This window comes from Paraconexibacter sp. AEG42_29, from assembly GCF_040581415.1.
Classification (GTDB): Bacteria; Actinomycetota; Thermoleophilia; order Solirubrobacterales; family Solirubrobacteraceae; genus Paraconexibacter.
Genome location: NZ_CP114014.1, coordinates 2638325 through 2653800, shown reverse-complemented (window position 1 = coordinate 2653800; position 15476 = coordinate 2638325). Strand labels below are relative to the sequence as shown.

The 15476-nt window shown below is 73.6% G+C and carries 16 protein-coding genes; 9 read left to right on the top strand and 7 right to left on the bottom strand.

Annotation, left to right across the window (positions count from 1 at the left end; all coding sequences use genetic code 11):
* Nucleotides 1–1368: a MurT ligase domain-containing protein gene (locus tag DSM112329_RS12805; RefSeq protein WP_354702209.1), complete on the bottom strand. Its 1368-nt coding sequence runs from the start codon at nucleotides 1366–1368 to the stop codon at nucleotides 1–3.
* A gap of 23 nt (nucleotides 1369–1391) precedes the next feature.
* Entirely contained in the window at nucleotides 1392–2294 is a 903-nt protein-coding gene (locus DSM112329_RS12800; RefSeq protein WP_354702208.1) for a diacylglycerol kinase family protein, read from the bottom strand.
* A gap of 79 nt (nucleotides 2295–2373) precedes the next feature.
* Between DSM112329_RS12800 and DSM112329_RS12795 the strand changes: the two genes are divergently transcribed.
* Entirely contained in the window at nucleotides 2374–3129 is a 756-nt protein-coding gene (locus DSM112329_RS12795) for a peptidylprolyl isomerase (protein ID WP_354702207.1), read from the top strand.
* Nucleotides 3130–3216: 87 nt separating this feature from the next.
* Nucleotides 3217–4548 (top strand): NAD(P)-dependent oxidoreductase, encoded by a 1332-nt coding sequence (locus DSM112329_RS12790; protein ID WP_354702206.1) that lies wholly within the window; start codon nucleotides 3217–3219, stop codon nucleotides 4546–4548.
* A gap of 370 nt (nucleotides 4549–4918) precedes the next feature.
* Here the strand turns inward: DSM112329_RS12790 and DSM112329_RS12785 are convergent, their stop codons facing one another.
* Both DSM112329_RS12785 and DSM112329_RS12780 read right to left on the bottom strand, forming a co-directional pair.
* Nucleotides 4919–5629: an SOS response-associated peptidase gene (locus DSM112329_RS12785; protein WP_354702205.1), complete on the bottom strand. Its 711-nt coding sequence runs from the start codon at nucleotides 5627–5629 to the stop codon at nucleotides 4919–4921.
* 22 nt (nucleotides 5630–5651) lie between these two features.
* A complete protein-coding gene (locus DSM112329_RS12780; protein ID WP_354702204.1) occupies nucleotides 5652–6266 on the bottom strand; it encodes a hypothetical protein in 615 nt (204 codons plus the stop codon).
* Between the two features lie 64 nt (nucleotides 6267–6330).
* Between DSM112329_RS12780 and DSM112329_RS12775 the strand changes: the two genes are divergently transcribed.
* The 5 genes from DSM112329_RS12775 to DSM112329_RS12755 all read left to right on the top strand — a co-directional run bounded on the left by DSM112329_RS12775 (nucleotide 6331) and on the right by DSM112329_RS12755 (nucleotide 11811).
* A complete protein-coding gene (locus DSM112329_RS12775; RefSeq protein ID WP_354702203.1) occupies nucleotides 6331–6738 on the top strand; it encodes a hypothetical protein in 408 nt (135 codons plus the stop codon).
* A gap of 137 nt (nucleotides 6739–6875) precedes the next feature.
* Nucleotides 6876–8621: an ABC transporter ATP-binding protein gene (locus DSM112329_RS12770; protein WP_354702477.1), complete on the top strand. Its 1746-nt coding sequence runs from the start codon at nucleotides 6876–6878 to the stop codon at nucleotides 8619–8621.
* A gap of 10 nt (nucleotides 8622–8631) precedes the next feature.
* Nucleotides 8632–9918: an AAA family ATPase gene (locus DSM112329_RS12765; RefSeq protein ID WP_354702202.1), complete on the top strand. Its 1287-nt coding sequence runs from the start codon at nucleotides 8632–8634 to the stop codon at nucleotides 9916–9918.
* A 19-nt stretch (nucleotides 9919–9937) separates the two neighbouring features.
* Entirely contained in the window at nucleotides 9938–11047 is a 1110-nt protein-coding gene (locus DSM112329_RS12760) for a tetratricopeptide repeat protein (RefSeq protein WP_354702201.1), read from the top strand.
* A 422-nt stretch (nucleotides 11048–11469) separates the two neighbouring features.
* Entirely contained in the window at nucleotides 11470–11811 is a 342-nt protein-coding gene (locus DSM112329_RS12755; protein WP_354702200.1) for a hypothetical protein, read from the top strand.
* On the opposite strand, the gene DSM112329_RS12750 is transcribed toward DSM112329_RS12755, so the two are convergent.
* Nucleotides 11801–12940, bottom strand: a complete 1140-nt coding sequence (locus DSM112329_RS12750) for an AI-2E family transporter (protein WP_354702199.1) — start codon at nucleotides 12938–12940, stop codon at nucleotides 11801–11803. The genes DSM112329_RS12755 and DSM112329_RS12750 overlap by 11 nt on opposite strands.
* Nucleotides 12941–13019: 79 nt before the next feature.
* Between DSM112329_RS12750 and pdxH the strand changes: the two genes are divergently transcribed.
* A complete protein-coding gene (gene pdxH / locus DSM112329_RS12745) occupies nucleotides 13020–13679 on the top strand; it encodes a pyridoxamine 5'-phosphate oxidase (protein WP_354702198.1) in 660 nt (219 codons plus the stop codon).
* Between the two features lie 25 nt (nucleotides 13680–13704).
* Here the strand turns inward: pdxH and DSM112329_RS12740 are convergent, their stop codons facing one another.
* On the bottom strand, nucleotides 13705–14052 hold the full coding sequence (locus tag DSM112329_RS12740; RefSeq protein WP_354702197.1) for a co-chaperone GroES: 348 nt from the start codon (nucleotides 14050–14052) through the stop codon (nucleotides 13705–13707).
* Nucleotides 14053–14112: 60 nt separating this feature from the next.
* Here DSM112329_RS12740 and DSM112329_RS12735 point away from each other — a divergent pair, with 60 nt between their 5' ends.
* Complete coding sequence (locus tag DSM112329_RS12735; RefSeq protein ID WP_354702196.1) at nucleotides 14113–14292, top strand: hypothetical protein; 180 nt, start codon at nucleotides 14113–14115, stop codon at nucleotides 14290–14292.
* Here DSM112329_RS12735 and DSM112329_RS12730 read toward each other — a convergent pair.
* A complete protein-coding gene (locus DSM112329_RS12730; RefSeq protein WP_354702195.1) occupies nucleotides 14260–15453 on the bottom strand; it encodes an AarF/UbiB family protein in 1194 nt (397 codons plus the stop codon). The genes DSM112329_RS12735 and DSM112329_RS12730 overlap by 33 nt on opposite strands.
* Between the last annotated feature and the right edge of the window lie 23 nt (nucleotides 15454–15476).

Here is a 15476-nt window from a genome sequence, read left to right as displayed (position 1 = left end):
TCAGCCGAACGAGCTCCCCGTCACGCCCCGCCGCGTGAGCTCCTCGCGCAGCGCGAGCATGGCGGTGTAGGTGGGCAGGGCGAACAGCCGACCGTCGCCCGCGGTCAGGGCGCTGTCCAGGCCGGCGGCGAGGCCGGCGTCGACCACGGTGATCTGCTCCGGCGGGACCCCCGCGTACTTCAGCCGCAGGCCCATCTCGGCCGCGCGGGTACCGGCGCACGTCGCGCGCCGGACGTGGGGGGCCAGGAGCTCGAAGTCCGCGTCCCAGATCCAGGACACGTCGCGGCCGTCGGCGATGTTGTCGTTGAGGACGGCGAACAGGTCGTGGACGCCGTCCTCGAGGGCGAGCGTGCGCAGGACCTCGTTCGCCCCGGCCGGGTTCTTGACCAGCAGGATCGAGAGCTCGCGGCCGGCGATCGTCACGGTCTCGGCGCGGCCGAAGGCGGGGGCGACGTCCTTCAGCCCGGCGACGACGTCCGCCAGCGGGGCGCCCAGCGCGTGCGTGAGCGCGGCCGCCGCTAGCGCGTTGTAGACGTTGTAGAGCCCGGGGAGCGGCAGCGTGACGGGCGCCGTCCCGGCCGGTGTCGTCAGGACGAACCGCGCTCCGCGGACCCCGTCCAGGACGACGTCGGTGGCGAAGACATCGGGTCGGGGCCGCGTGATCCCGCACGCGTCGCAGTGGTAGTGGCCCTGATGGCCGAGGAAGACCGCGTCGTACCGCAGCGGCGCGCCGCAGCGGCGGCAGTGCGTGGAGTCGGACGCGTGCTGCAGGCCTTCGAGCCTCAGCGCGGTGTCCTGGACGCCGTAGGTCAGGACGCCGGGCGCGCCGGCGGCCGACGCGATGGTCGCGCGCTGGTCCGGGGCGACGCGCTCGCGGCCGAGGTCGGCGACGAGCGGGTCGTCGGCGTTCAGGACGAGCGTCGTGGTGGGGTCGGCCCCGGCGACCATCGCCGCCCAGCGGTCGGCGATGGTCTCGAGCTCGCCGTAGCGGTCCAGCTGGTCGCGGAAGAGGTTCCCCAGCAGCAACGCCTGCGGCTTCAGGCGGGGGACGATCCCGGGCAGCCAGAACTCGTCGATCTCGAACAGCCCTGTGTCGCCGCGCTGGTACAGCAGGGTCGACGCGATGCCGCCCGCCATGTTCGCGCCGGCGCTGTTGTGCACCAGCTGCGCGCCGCCGCGGGCGAGGATCGCGTGGGCCATCGCGGCGGTCGTGGTCTTGCCGTTGGTCGCCGAGATCGCGGCGCGCCGCTCGAGCCCGGCGGACAGCGTCCCGATCGCGTCCGGGTCGAGCTTCAGCAGCACCTTGCCGGGGATCGACGTGCCGCCGCGGCCGCTCAGCCGCGAGGCACGGCCGGCCGCGCGGGCCACGGTTCCCCTCCAGCCGGCGCCCTTCATGCGGCGGACGGCCCGCCCGGTGTTGCCGGAAGCAGGACCGTGACCGCCCCGGGGCGGCAGCGGATCGTGACCGGCAGCTCGCCGATGGGATCGCCGTCGGCGTACACGGTGAACGGGCGATCGGCGCTGATCGTGATCTCGCGGCCCTGCTGCACCTGCACCATCGGCGCGTCGACGTGCGTGCCCTTGAAGACCTTGGGGAGGATCGTCAGGAACCGCAGCCGCGAGCACTCGTCGTTCGTGACGATGTCGAGCAGGCCGTCGGTGAGGTCGGCGGCGGGGGCCAGCAGCATCCCGCCACCGTAGGCCTTGGAGTTCGCGGCGGCGACGGACCATCCCCGGAACGTCCGCTGCGCCCCGTCGATGCCGACCGTGAAGGTGGCGTGCTTCCAGGTGACCAGGGCGCGCAGCGCGCCGTAGGTGTAGGCCTGCCCGCCCAGGAACGACGGGGCGTCGTTCGCGATCCGGTTCACGTCGGAGTCGAAGCCGAGCGAGGCGATGCCGACGTACGGCTTGCCGTCGACCTCGCCCAGGTCGACCGGGGTCGGGACGCCGGTCGCGATCACCGCGCAGGCGGCGACGGCGTCGAGCGGGATGCCGGCCATGCGGGCGAAGTCGTTGCCGCGACCACCGGGCAGGACGCCGAGCACCGCACCCGGGACGTCCGCCAGCGCTCCTGCCACCACGCCGACCAGGCCGTCGCCGGACAGCGTGACGACCGTGTTGCCGTCTGTCGCCGCCGCCGTGGCGAGACCGCGCGCGTGCTCGAGGCTCTCGGTGTGCTGGACGGTCACGGCCAGACCGGACGTGCGCAGGGCCTCCTGGACGGCCGGCAGGGCCTTGAGCGCCCGCCCGCCGCCGGAGGCGGGGTTGACGAGCAGGGTGACGGGCGCCGGCACACCCGGCATCTTTGCGGGTCCACCGGGCGGATGGCCCGCCGGGGCACCGCGCCCCGGTGCTCGACTATCCTGCCGCCTCGTGACCCGACGCCTCGTCCCTGTCCTGCTCACCTCGTTCGTCCTCGGCCTCGCCGCCTGCGGATCCGACGACGACTCAGGCAGCACGGTCGCGTCCACCGCCACCGAGGCGCAGACCACCGCGTCCACCGCGACGGAGGAGAGCACGCCCACCACCGCACCGGAGCCGACGACGACCGAGGAGGCCCCGGCCGGCGCCGGTGAGTGCAAGCAGGTCGCTGCCCAGAAGCCCCTCAAGCGCGACTCGAAGAAGCCGACCAGCCAGTTCTCGGCGTCGAAGACGTACGTGGTGACGATGAAGACCTCGTGCGGCGACATCGAACTGACCCTCGACGTCAAGAACCACCCGATCACCGCCACGTCGTTCGGCACCCTCGTCAAGGACGGCTTCTACGACGGCCTCGGCGTCCTGCGCGTGGCGCCCGGGTTCGTCCTGCAGGCCGGCGACCCGACGGCTTCGCAGTCGGGCGGCGCGTCGTACGACGTCGTCGAGGAGCCGGGCACGAACGCCAAGTACCCCAAGTACACGCTGGCGATGGCCAAGAGCGGCGCCGACCCCGTCGGCTCGTCGAGCAGCCAGTTCTTCATCATGACCGGCGACGGCGGCCTGCCGCCCGAGTACGCGATCGCCGGCAAGGTGACCAAGGGCCAGGCGGTCGTCGACGCGATCGGCGCGATCCCGCCGGCGGACGGCGCCCCCGACGGCCCGCCCAGCCAGGACGTCATCATCGAGAAGGCGACGCTCGCGGAGAAGTGATTCGGCCCGCCGCCCGGCGCGCCCGCCCCCGCGGCGTTCGCAGGACCCGCCGGACATCGCGGCCGGGGGACGAATAGCGTCCCGGCCGTGCTCGACGTCACCTACCGCATGCAGATCCCGCACCGGCCGGGGCAGCTGTCCCGCGTCACGGGGGTCATCTCGACCCACAACGGGCTGATCGGCGACATCCTCACGATTCACCTGGGCCGCGAGCGCACCGAGCGCGAGCTCACGGTGGAGATGCCGGACCTGACCGCGGCGGCCGCGCTCGCGAAGGACCTCGACGCGATCGACGGGGTCAGCGTGCTGTGGCACCTGGACCGCGCGTTCCTGCGGCACGAGGGCGGCAAGCTGCGCATCGACCCGGTCGTCCCCGTCACGACCCCGCAGCAGATGCGCGACGTCTACACCCCGGGCGTGGCGCGTGTGTGCACCGCGATCGCCCACGACGACTCGCTGGCGTCCCGCTACACGATGATCGGCACGACGGTCGCCGTCTGCACGAACGGCACCCGCGTCCTGGGGCTGGGGGACATCGGGCCGCGTGCGGCGATGCCGGTGATGGAGGGCAAGGCGCTCTTCTACAAGCAGTTCGCGGGCATCAACGCGATGCCGATCCTGATCGACACGAAGGACGAGGACGAGTTCGTGGAGACCGTCCTGCGGATCGCGGGCGGCTTCGCGGGCATCCACCTGGAGGACATCAGCGCGCCGTCGTGCTTCGAGATCGAGCGCCGGCTGCTGGCCGCGCTGCCGCAGCCGGTGATGCACGACGACGTCCACGGCACCGCCGTCGTGACCGTGGCGGCCGCGATCGCCGCCTGCCGGCACGTCGACCGCCGGCTGGACGCCGCGGTCGTCGGCCAGATCGGCCTGGGTGCGGCGGGCTTCGGGATCGCGTCCCTCATGCACGACGGCGGCGCCGCCCGCGTCATCGCCTACGACCCCGACGAGGGCAGCCACGCCCGTGCGCGCGCCCACGGCATCGAGATCGTGAGCATGGACGAGCTGCTCGACCAGGCGGACGTGGTCGTCGCGACGACGGGGCGCGCCGGGCTGATCAAGCCCGAGCAGGTGAAGAAGGACAGCGTGATGCTCGCGCTGACCAACCCGGTCGCCGAGATCGACCCGGACATCGCGCTCGCGGCCGGTGCGGCGTTCGCGGCCGACGGACGCTCGGTGAACAACGTCCTGGGCTACCCGGGCATCTTCCGCGGCGCGCTGCTGGCGGGAGCGCCGTTCATCTCGACGAAGATGAAGCTCGCGGCGGCGTGGGCGATCGCGGCACTGGCGCCCGACGGGGAGCTCGTGCCGGACGTCCTGGAGCAGTCGGTGCACACGGCGGTCGCGGAAGCTGTGCGCGCCGCCGCGGTCGAGGAGGGCATCAGCCGCCCCGACCACATCCCGCCGGGCCTCTGACGCTGCCTTGTGGCGGCGCGTCCGTAGCCAGCGCTGGACGGGCGGTGATGCTCGCGTTCGTGCCGGTTGGTGGCGCGGACGCCGAAGGCCTGATCGTCGGGGGTCGGTGGCGCTGACGCCGAGGACCGGATTCTGGTGGCGGCTCTGGGAACTGCGGCCTGCAGACGGCGGAGAGCGCTGGGAGGCTGCGGGGTCTCGGGTGCGGGGCGTGGGGCGGGCGGCGGACCGGGGCGGGATGAGCGGCGCGCTCGGGTCCGCGGAGGATGCGGCGGGGCATACCCCCCAAATCCTCCGCGCGTCCGGGGCACGGCCGGGCGGTCAGCCTCGCCCAGAGCCGACGCCCGTCACCGTCACCCTCGTCGAAGCTCCCTCAGAAGAGCGTCGGCTCCGCCGTCTCGGCCGGGGGCAGCGGTGGGTCCAGGCAATCGGGCTCGTCGTGGCGCGCGTCGCTGACCGCGTAGCCCACCTCGCGCGCGGTCACCGCCGACGACGGCAGCGTCGCCATCAGCGCCTGCACGAGCGGCGCCGGGGTGGACGCGTCCAGCCACAGCGCCTCCTCATGGGCGGACGGGAGCATCACCGGCATGCGGTCGTGGATCGCGGTCAGGCGGTCGTTGGCCGCCGTCGTGATGATCGTGCAGCTGCGCAGGACCGAGTCGTCGGGCGCGTGCCAGGTGCCCCAGAGCCCGGCGAACGCGAACGGCTCCCCGTCGGCCCGCGTGATCCAGAACGGCTGCTTCTTCTTCTGGCCAGCGCGCGGCTGCCACTCGTAGAAGCCGTCGGCCAGGATCAGGCAGCGCCGGCGGGAGAGGGCGTCACGGAAGGCGGGCTTCTCGGCCGCGGTCTCCGAACGGGCGTTGATCATCTTGTACCCGACCTTCGGGTCCTTCGCCCAGAACGGGACGAACCCCCAGCGCAGGATGTCGGGCCGCCGCTCGCCCTCGCGGCTCGTCGTCACGGCGAGGATGTCGTCGCCGGGCGCGACGTTCCAGCGCCGGCGGACCGGCACCTCGTCACCCAGCGCGAAGCGCTCGCGGAGGTTCGCGGGGTTCGGCCCCGCCAGGGAGTAGCGACCGCACATCGCGGTTCAGGCTAGCCCGCGGCTATTTGACCTTGGCCGTCCCGCGCGCCGCGAGCGCCTTGCGTTGCTTGCGGCGGCCCCAGAAGGCGAGGACGGCGAGGATCAGGATGACGAGGAAGAAGCCGAGGATCAGGCCGCCCCCGATGCCGACCCCGCCGCCGAACGGCAGCGAGATGAGCAGGACGAGTCCGAGGCCGATCAGGAGCAGGCCGACGACGATCGCGAGGATCAGCGCGAAGCTCCGCGCCTTGATCGCCGTCGAGGCGTTCTTCGGCGGCGCGAGCAGGCCCATGACGCGCAGGAGGAACAGCTGCCGGTTGGACGGCGCCTCCTGGCCGAGGGCCTGGACGGCGCGCTTGAGATCGTCGGGGCGGCGCTCGGCGAGGGCCAGCGAGGCGTTCGCCATCCGCTGCAGCTGCAGTCGCTCCTGGGGACGCGCGGCCGCGATCGCGGTGCGGAAGTGGGTGCGGGCGGCGTCCGCGTCGTAGCGCTCGGCGGCACGCGCGCCGAGGATCGCCTGGGCCGCGGCCTTGAAGCGGGTCTCGCGCAGGAGCTCGTCGTCGCTCTTGGTCTCGAGCGCCTGCATCGCGGCCAGGGCCCCGCGCTGCTCCATCCGAACCTGCCGTTGCTTGGCCATGCCGTGAATCTAGCGAGCGTCGGGACCACGTGACGGCACGGGCGGCCGGTAGATTCCGCCGGCGATGCGCTCTCTCCTGTCCCGGATCCTCGTCGTCGGCTGCCTCGCCTTGCTGACGACCGGTGCCTGCGCCGGCGTGGCCGGCGCCCAGGGCGCGAACCCCTTCACGCCACTGCCGCCCGCCCCGGTCGACACGTCGACGCTCCAGACCTCCACGTCGACGAGCACGACGACGACGGACGACGGCCTCGAGCGCTGGCAGGAGGTGCTCATCTTCCTGGCCGGCATCGCGCTCCTCACCGGCATCGGGGTCGCGATCGTCGGCGACGCCAAGCGCAAGGCACCGGTGTCCGAGGCCGAGCTCGAGGGCGCCCACAAGCCCTCCCCGGCCGGTGCACGGAAGGCGCAGAGCAAGGCGAAGAACCGCAAGAAGGCGAAGGCGCAGCGGCAGGCACGCAAGCACAACCGTTGAGGACCGTGGCGCACGCGAACGATTGAGGATCTCAACTAATAGTTGGTAGACTCACGTCAGTGCGCAACGGCCCCGCCACCCCCGACCCGCTCGCGGTCCACGACACCCCCGCACCGCCCGGTGAGGTGCGGCGGGTCATGCGGCTGTTCCGCCCGCACCGGCGGACGCTGACCAGCGTCCTGGTCCTCATCGCCATCTCCGCCGCGATCGGCATGGCCTCGCCGTTCCTGCTGCGCGGCGTGCTCGACACCGCAATCCCGCAGAACGACACCGGCCTCCTGACGCTGCTCGTTGCGGGCATGGTCGTGGCGGCGATCCTGAGCGGCGTCCTGGGCGTCGCGCAGACGTACCTCTCGAACGTCGTCGGCCAGCGCGTGATGCACGACCTGCGCGCCGCGGTCTACCGGCACCTGCAGCGCCTGTCGCTCGCGTTCTTCACCCGCACGCGCACCGGCGAGGTGCAGTCGCGGATCGCCAACGACATCGGCGGCGTGCAGAACGTCGTCACGTCGACCGCCACCTCGATCGTCTCCAACGTCACGACCGTGCTGGCCGTCGTGATCGCGATGGTCATCCTGGACTGGCGGCTCGCGGCCTTCACCCTCGTCCTGCTGCCGTTCTTCGTCGCGCTCACGCGCCGGGTCGGCAACGAGCGCAAGCGCATCACCTCGCAGAAGCAGGGACGCCTGGCGGACATGAGCTCGCTCGTCCAGGAGTCGCTCTCGGTCAGCGGGATCCTGCTCGGGAAGACCATGGGCCGGTCGGACGAGCTGGCCGAGCGGTTCACCCGCGAGAGCCGCGAGCTGGCCGACCTCGAGGTCCGCTCGCGGATGGCCGGCCGCTGGCGCATGGCCACCGTCCAGATGAGCTTCGCGATCATGCCGGCGTTGGTCTACTGGTTCGCGGGGCAGTCCCTGGCGGGCGGCTCGGACGCGATCTCGATCGGGACGCTCGTCGCGTTCACCCAGCTGCAGACCCGCGTGCTGTTCCCGATCCAGTCGCTGCTCAGCGTCGGGATCGACATGCAGACGTCGCTCGCGCTGTTCACCCGGATCTTCGAGTACCTCGACCTCGAGGTCGACATCGACGAGCGCGCCGACCCGGTCGTCCTCGACCCCGCCGCCGTCCGGGGCGACATCCGCTTCAGCGACGTGACGTTCGCCTATGACGAGGAGGCCGAGCACCCGACGCTTGCGTGCGTGACCCTCGACATCCCGGCCGGGACCACCACGGCGATCGTGGGGGAGACCGGCTCGGGCAAGACGACGCTCGGCTACCTGGCCGCGCGCCTCTACGACGCGTCGTCGGGCACGGTCGCCATCGACGGCGTCGACGTGCGCGACCTGTCGTTCGCCTCGCTGGCGGCGACGGTCGGCCTGGTCTCGCAGGAGACCTACCTCTTCCACGCGACGATCGCCGAGAACCTGCGCTTCGCCAAGCCCGACGCGACGGACGACGAGCTGGTCGCCGCCGCCCGGGCCGCGAGCATCCACGAGCAGATCAGCCGGCTCCCGGACGGCTACGACACCGTCGTCGGCGAGCGCGGCTATCGCTTCAGCGGCGGCGAGAAGCAGCGCATCGCGATCGCCCGCACCGTCCTGCGCAACCCGCCCGTCCTGCTGCTCGACGAGGCCACCAGCGCCCTGGACAACGAGACCGAGCGAGCCGTGCAGGAGGCCCTAGACCAGCTCGCGTCGGGGCGGACGACGATCGCGATCGCCCACCGCCTGTCCACGGTCCGCGACGCCGACCAGATCGTGGTCATGGACAAGGGGCAGATCGTCGAGCGGGGCACGCACGACGAGCTCGTCGCCCGTGGTGGTGCGTACGCGCGGCTCGCATCGAAGGCCGGAATGGCCGACGGCGCCGTCGCGCTGTCGTAGGGTTCAGCCCGTGACCGATCCGCTCGTGGACGCCCTGCGCGCCGCCGTCGAGGCCGCCCCGCAGAACGCTCCCGTCCGCGTCCAGCTCGCCGAGGCGCTCCTCGCGCAGGGCGAGGCGGAGGAGGCGCTGCTGCACGCCCGCGCCGTCCTGGCCGCGTCGCCCGCGGACGCCCCGGCGCTCGGCGTGGCCGCCCGGGCCGCGAGCGCGAACGGGCAGGACGACGTCGCCGCCGGCTACGCCCAGCTGCGCGACGCGCTGGCGGGCGGGACGGGCGGCGGTCGCGCCGGGGGCGGCCGGCAGCGACCGGGGACCGGCCCGCGCGGCCCGGCGCGGATCAGCGCCCGCGGCGACGAGGAGGACCGGGACCCCGCGGACCCGGAATCACCGGACGAGGACGCGCCGAACGACAGCGGCGGGTTGTTCGTCGAGCGGGCGAGCGACGTCACGCTCGCCGACGTGGGCGGCATGACCGACGTCAAGCGCGAGCTCGAGCGCTCGTTCCTGGGTCCGCTGCGGCACCCCGACCTCACGGCCCACTACGGCGCGTCGCTCGGCGGCGGGCTCATGCTCTACGGGCCGCCCGGCTGCGGCAAGACGCTGCTCGCGCGGGCGGTCGCCGGGGAGCTCGGCGCGCAGTTCGTCTCGATCGGGCTGCAGGATGTGCTCGACCTCTGGCTGGGGGAGAGCGAACGCAAGCTCCACGAGGCCTTCGGCTACGCCCGCCGCCACGCGCCGTGCGTGCTGTTCTTCGACGAGGTCGACGCCCTCGGGCAGAAGCGCGGCCAGCTGAAGGGCGGCGCCGGGCGCAACGTCGTGAACCAGCTGCTGTCCGAGATGGACGGCATGGACAGCCAGGACGACGGCGTCTTCGTCCTCGCCGCGACCAACCACCCGTGGGACGTCGACTCCGCGCTGCGCCGGCCCGGACGCTTCGACCGCAGCGTGCTCGTGCTGCCGCCGGACGCCGAGGCGCGCGCGGCCATCTTCTCGCTGCACCTGCGCGACCGGCCGGTCGACGGCGTGGACGTGCAGCGCCTCGCGAAGCGGACGGACGGCTTCTCGGGCGCGGACGTCGCGCTCGTCTGCCGGACGGCGACCGCGAACGTGATGGAGGACGCGATGGCGAGCGGCACGATGCGGCCGGTGCGCCAGTCCGACCTCGACGCGGCGATCGCCGAGACGCGTCCGTCGACCGCGCCGTGGTTCAAGCTCGCCTACAACTTCGCCGCCTTCGCGAACGACGGCGGGGAGTACGACGGGCTGCTCGCGTACATCCGCAAGCACCGCCTCGCGTGACGCACCCGGGGCCGGCGCGATGAGCACGGGAGCGCTGCTCGCGCGGGCGGGCGCCCTGCTGGACGTCCACCGGCCGGACGAGGCGCTCGTCCTGATCCACCAGGCCCTCGGCCAGGACCCGCACAACCCGGTCGCGCACCTGCTGGCCGCCCGGGCGCACATCGCGGCCGAGCGCTGGGACGCCGCGGGGTCCGCCGCGGGGCTGGCCCTGCAGGCGGACCCCGAGTCGTCCGACGCGGCGCTGCTGCTCGCCGTCATCGAGAACGGGGCGGGTGACTTCGACGCGGCCCGGGCGTGGGCGATCGAGGCGGTGCGCCTGGGCCCTGACCGCGCCCGTGCGCACGCCCTGCTCGCGCAGCTCGACGCCGGCAAGGGCAACGACGACGACGCCGTCGAACGCGCGATCGGCGCCGTGGGCCTGGCGCCCGACGACGCCTTCGTCCACCTGTCGCTCGGCGTGGTGCTGCACCGCAGCGGACGCTACGCGGCCGCCGAGCAGGCGCTGCGCGCCGCGCTGGCCCTCGATCCGCAGGACAGCAACGCCCTGAGCACCCTCGGCGAGACGCTCGCCGCGCGCGGACGTCCAGCCGACGCCGCCGAGCTCCTGCAGCTCGCCGCGCGCGCCAACGTCCGCGACGAGACGATCCAGCAGGACATGCTGCGCTACGTCCGCGGCGCGGCGTGGGGCCTGGCCACGCTCCCCGTGATGCTGCTGATCCTCGTGATCACGCTGCTGTCGGCCACGAGCGTGCCGAGCGTCGCGATCGGCGCCGCGACCCTGGTCGCCGTGGGCGGCGCCCGCGTCCGGCGCCTGTCGCACTTCCCGCCCGAGGTCCGCCGCCTGCTCAACCGGCGGGCGCGGCAGCGCTCGGCGTGGGAGTCCGCCGGGCCGGCGGGCTTCCGCCCGTGGTGGTGGCGCATCCTGGTCCGCACGCCGCTCGCCGCCCGGGCGGTCGCGTGCTGGCTCGCAGCGCTCGCGTTCGTCGCGGCCCCCGACGAGGAGGCGACGACCGCCGGCAACCTCGGGCTCGGCCTCGCCTTCGTCGCGCTGGCGGGCTGGGTCACGTACCTGTGGTGGCGCGCCCGGCGCCACGCCACGGCCACGCTCGACTTCTACGACGCGTCGTAGAACGGCCGCCGGGCCTGAGGGCGCCCGGACCGTGCGCGCTGACGCTCGGTCATGAGAGCACCGGCGCGGGTCCTCGCCCGGCGCGGCGCGTAGCATCCGCAGCGTGCCCGGACCCGCCGTCGCCGCCGTCGACCTCGCAATGGCCCCCGGCGCCTGGACGGGCCTCGGGTTCACCGTGGACGGCGACGGAATCAGCCGGATCGGCGCGACCGCGGTTCGCCTGACCCCGCCCGCAGCAGCGCCCGCTCCGGCGGTCGACGGCGCCGCCCCCAGCCCATCGCTGCTCGGTGCCTGGGTCCTGCGCACCGCGCCGGGATCCGCCGCCCCGGATGCCGTGGACGGGATCCCCACACGCTGGACGGACGAGACCCCCCGGGCCCGCGGCGAACCACGCGAACACCGCGGCCACGCTAGATCACGTCGTGGTCAGCACCCCGGACACCGAGCGGACGTTCGCCGCGCTGAAGGCTGTCGGGATGCAGCTGCGGCACGAGCGCACCGCCGGAACGGGCAGCCGTGCGCTGCGGCAGGGCTTCTTCCGGCACGGGGAGGCGATCGTCGAGGTCGTCGGACCCCTCCAGGGCGCCGGCGCAGGGCCGGCGACGCTCTGGGGCCTCACCGTCCTGGTCGGCGACCTCGACGCCGCGGTCGCGCTGCTCGGCGAGCGCGCCGGGGCCGTGCGTCAGGCGGTGCAGCCCGGCCGGCGCATCGTGACGGTCCGGGGCGAGGCGACCGGCGGCCTGCCGCTCGCGCTCATGGACTGATCACGCCGGACGACGGCGCGTCGGGCGGGACCCGCGGGATGAGCGGCCCCGACCCCGGCGGGCCGGCGCCGGTCAGGATCCCGCTCTCGCGGACCTCCGCGCGGTAGTGCAGGTACTCGCGGATGCCGATCTGGAGCGACGCCGCCACCGGGATCGCGAGCAGCGCGCCGGCGATCCCGAACAGGGACGAGCCGAAGAGCACGGACACGAGGACCACGAACGGCTGCACGTCGACCGCCCGCGCCTGGATCCGCGGCTGGATGAGGTAGTTCTCGATCTGCTGGTAGATGACCGCCCAGATCACCCAGGCGATCGTCGTGCCCGGGAAGTCGAAGAACAGCGTGATGACCCCGATGACGATCGCCGCAAGCGTGGCGCCGATCAGCGGAATCGCATCGAAGAACGCGGTCAGGACCGCGAGCGGCGCGGCGAACGGCACACCGAGGATCGTCAGCACGATCCAGGTCGACACGCCGGCGATGGTGACCTGCACCAGGATGCCGCCGACGTAGTTGCCGACGGCGCCGGCGGACGTGTCCAGGGCGCGCTGCACGCGCACCCGTCTGCGTTCGTCGGGTATCGCGCGTAGGGCGGCCTGCACCCAGGTCTGTCCGCGCGCGACCATGAAGATGCTCAGCACGAGGATCGTGAACGCCGCGAAGATCGAGTTGATGACGCCGATCCCGACGTCCTTGAGGACGCCGGCCGCGTCGCCGAGCTTGTTCGGCAGCTTCGCCGCCTCCTCCTCGAGCTTCTCGGTGATGCCGTACTGCTCGTCGAGGTCCTTCAGCTGCTCGTTCTTGTTGACGGAGTCCTGCAGGTCGCTGACGTACCCGGGCGCCTCCTTGGCGAGGTCGTTCGCGCCGTCGACGATCGGCGGGATGATCGCCGCGGCGATCGCGAACGGGACGGCGACCAGCGCCAGGTAGCTGACCGCGATCGCGGCGCCGCGCGGGACGTAGCGGCTGAGGAAGTTGACCGGCCGCGACATGGCGACGGCGACGAACAGCGCGAGCACGATCCAGCTGATCGGGCCGCGGAGCATCCACAGCAGGAGGAGTCCCCCCGCGAACAGCAACACGATCGTGACGACCCGCAGGATGATGCGGGTGAGCTCGCGCGAGGACATGACCGCGGAGGAGTATCGGGCCGGCGCCGGACGACACCCGGCACCACCACGCCACAGCCGCGGCCTATGCTGGCTCGCGGTGTCCGAGCCCACACGAACCACGCACCTGCAGGACATGCGCAGGACCTACGAGCGTGGCGGCCTGGACGAGGCGGACCTCGCCGGCGGATGGCTTCCCCAGCTGGAACGCTGGCTCGCGGATGCCGTCGCCGCAGGGGTGACCGAGCCGAACGCGATGGTCCTGGCGACGGCCGACGCGGCGGGCGCACCCAGTGCGCGCACGGTCCTCCTGAAGGGGCTCGACGATCGCGGGCTCGTGCTCTACACGAACCTCGGGTCCCGCAAGGGCCGCGAGGTCGCCGCGAACCCCGCCGTCTCGCTCGTCTTCCCGTGGGTCGACCTGCAGCGCCAGGTCGTGGTCTGCGGAACAGCGGTCCCGGTCGATGCCGCGGAGTCCGACGCCTACTTCGCAAGCCGCCCGCACGGCTCGCAGCTCGGCGCGGCAGTCAGCCCGCAGTCGACGGTCATCGCGGCGCGCGACGTCCTGACCGCCGCCCGCGCGGAGCTCGAGCGAGCTCATCCCGCCGGCACGCCGGTCCCGCGTCCCGACCACTGGGGCGGCCTGCGGGTCCGGCCGTCGAGCGTCGAGTTCTGGCAGGGCCGGCCCGACCGCCTCCACGACCGCCTGCGGTTCCGGGCGGACGGCGGCGCGTGGGTTGTCGAGCGCCTCGCGCCCTGACCACCCCGGGCAGCAGCGCGAGCGCTCAGGCCTCGCGTTCGTCCCGGTCCTCGGTGACGCGCGGCTTGTCCCCACCGCGCTCGATGACCCCGAGGAGCTCGCCGACGCGGCAGACCAGCAGCCGCTCCTCCGACACCTCGATCCAGGCGCCCGCCGACGCCGGGAAGACGACGTGGTCCCCGGGGGTGACGGGCATGCGCAGGCCGGCGCTCTCCCACCAGTCGATCCCGGGACCGACCGCGAGGACGATCCCGTGCTGCGGCGGCGGCTCGTGCGTCCCGGCCGGGACCACCAGGCCGGACTGGCGCATCCGGTCGGGCTCGAGCTCCTTGATGACGATGCGGTCGAAGAGCGGGCGGAGCTGATCAGGCATGGACGATGGACCTTACGGGAACCTCCCGTGATCTTTCGGCCGCCCGGGCGTTGTGCCTCCATGCCCCTGTTGCGCTGCCACCGCTGCGAGCTGCCGACCTACACCGCCGCGCGCTGGTCCACCCGCGACGAGTGCGCGCGCTGCGGTGCCGCGATCGAGCGGTCGGGACCGCCCTACCCGACGGTGTTCACGGGGGCGGAGGACCGGTCAGCAGCCCTCGCGGCCGGCGTCGATCGCTAGCGCGATCCAGTCGGCCTCCACGCCGAACCGGGCCAGGGTCGCCACAAGGGTGCCGAGCATGCGCAGCGCCCACAGGTCCTGCGGGTCGAGCGTCGCCTTCATCGCCAGGGCGAGCGCGCCGTCGAGCTGCGCTTCCGCACGCTCGCCGAGGGCCAGCAGGGCGTCCGCGTCCAGGACGGCGGCGCCGGTCAGCAGGTGGGCGCCGACGTCCCGCAGGAGCGCGAAGGCCTTCGCGCACGCGTCGGCGTCGGGCAGGACACCGAGGGCGAGCACGGCAGTCGCGAACGCCGCGCTGTCGTCCGCGCGCAGCGCCGACAGCGCGTCGAGGCCCAGGTCCAGGCGCGCGGTATCGACGCGCCGGCTGGCGCCGAGATCCACCAGCGCGACCGTGTCCTTCCCGGTCACGATCACGTTCGCGGGCTCGAGGTCGGCGTGCACGATGCCCGCGGTGCGCGGCAGGCCGATCGCGGCCCGCAGCACCGCTGCGGTGATCGCGCCGGCATCGGCGTCGGCCGGCATCCCGCCCGCCAGCGTCGGGCCGGGGACGTAGGCCGTCACCAGCACGCCTTCCTCGCACAGCTCGGTCACCGGCGCCGGGACGCTGATCGTCGCGTTGCTTCGCAGGGCGCGGCTGACCGTCCGCTGCGTCGACGCCTCGTGCTCGAGGTCGAGCTCGTCCAGGATCCGTTCCCGCACCTCGCGGATGACGGCGCCGGTGTCGACGGCGGGGAACGCGGCGCGTGCCGGTGCGGCGAGCGTCTCGAGCAGGCCGAGGTCCGAGCGGATCGACTCGCGCAGCCCCGGGCGCAGGACCTTGACGACGACCTCCTCGCCGTCGAGCCGGGCGCGGTGGGTCTGTGCGCCGGGGGTGACCGCCAGCGGCTGCGCCGGGTCGAGGCCGTCGACGACCTTGCCGTGGTCGCGGCCCCAGGCGTCCTTCAGCGCCTTGGCGACCGCCTTCGCGCTCAGGGGCTCGACCGCCGCCGCGGCCTCGTCCAGCTCGCTGGTGACCCGCGCCCGGATCGGGGCGGGCACCGCCGCCGGATCGACGACCGCGTGCGCGTGGGCGAACGCCACCCGGCCGGACATCGTGCTGCGGGCGAGCTTGACGCCCGCGCCGATGAGCGTCCGGACGGCGGGCGGGAGACGGTCGTCGGCCATCCGCGGGTTCTACCGCTTTGCGG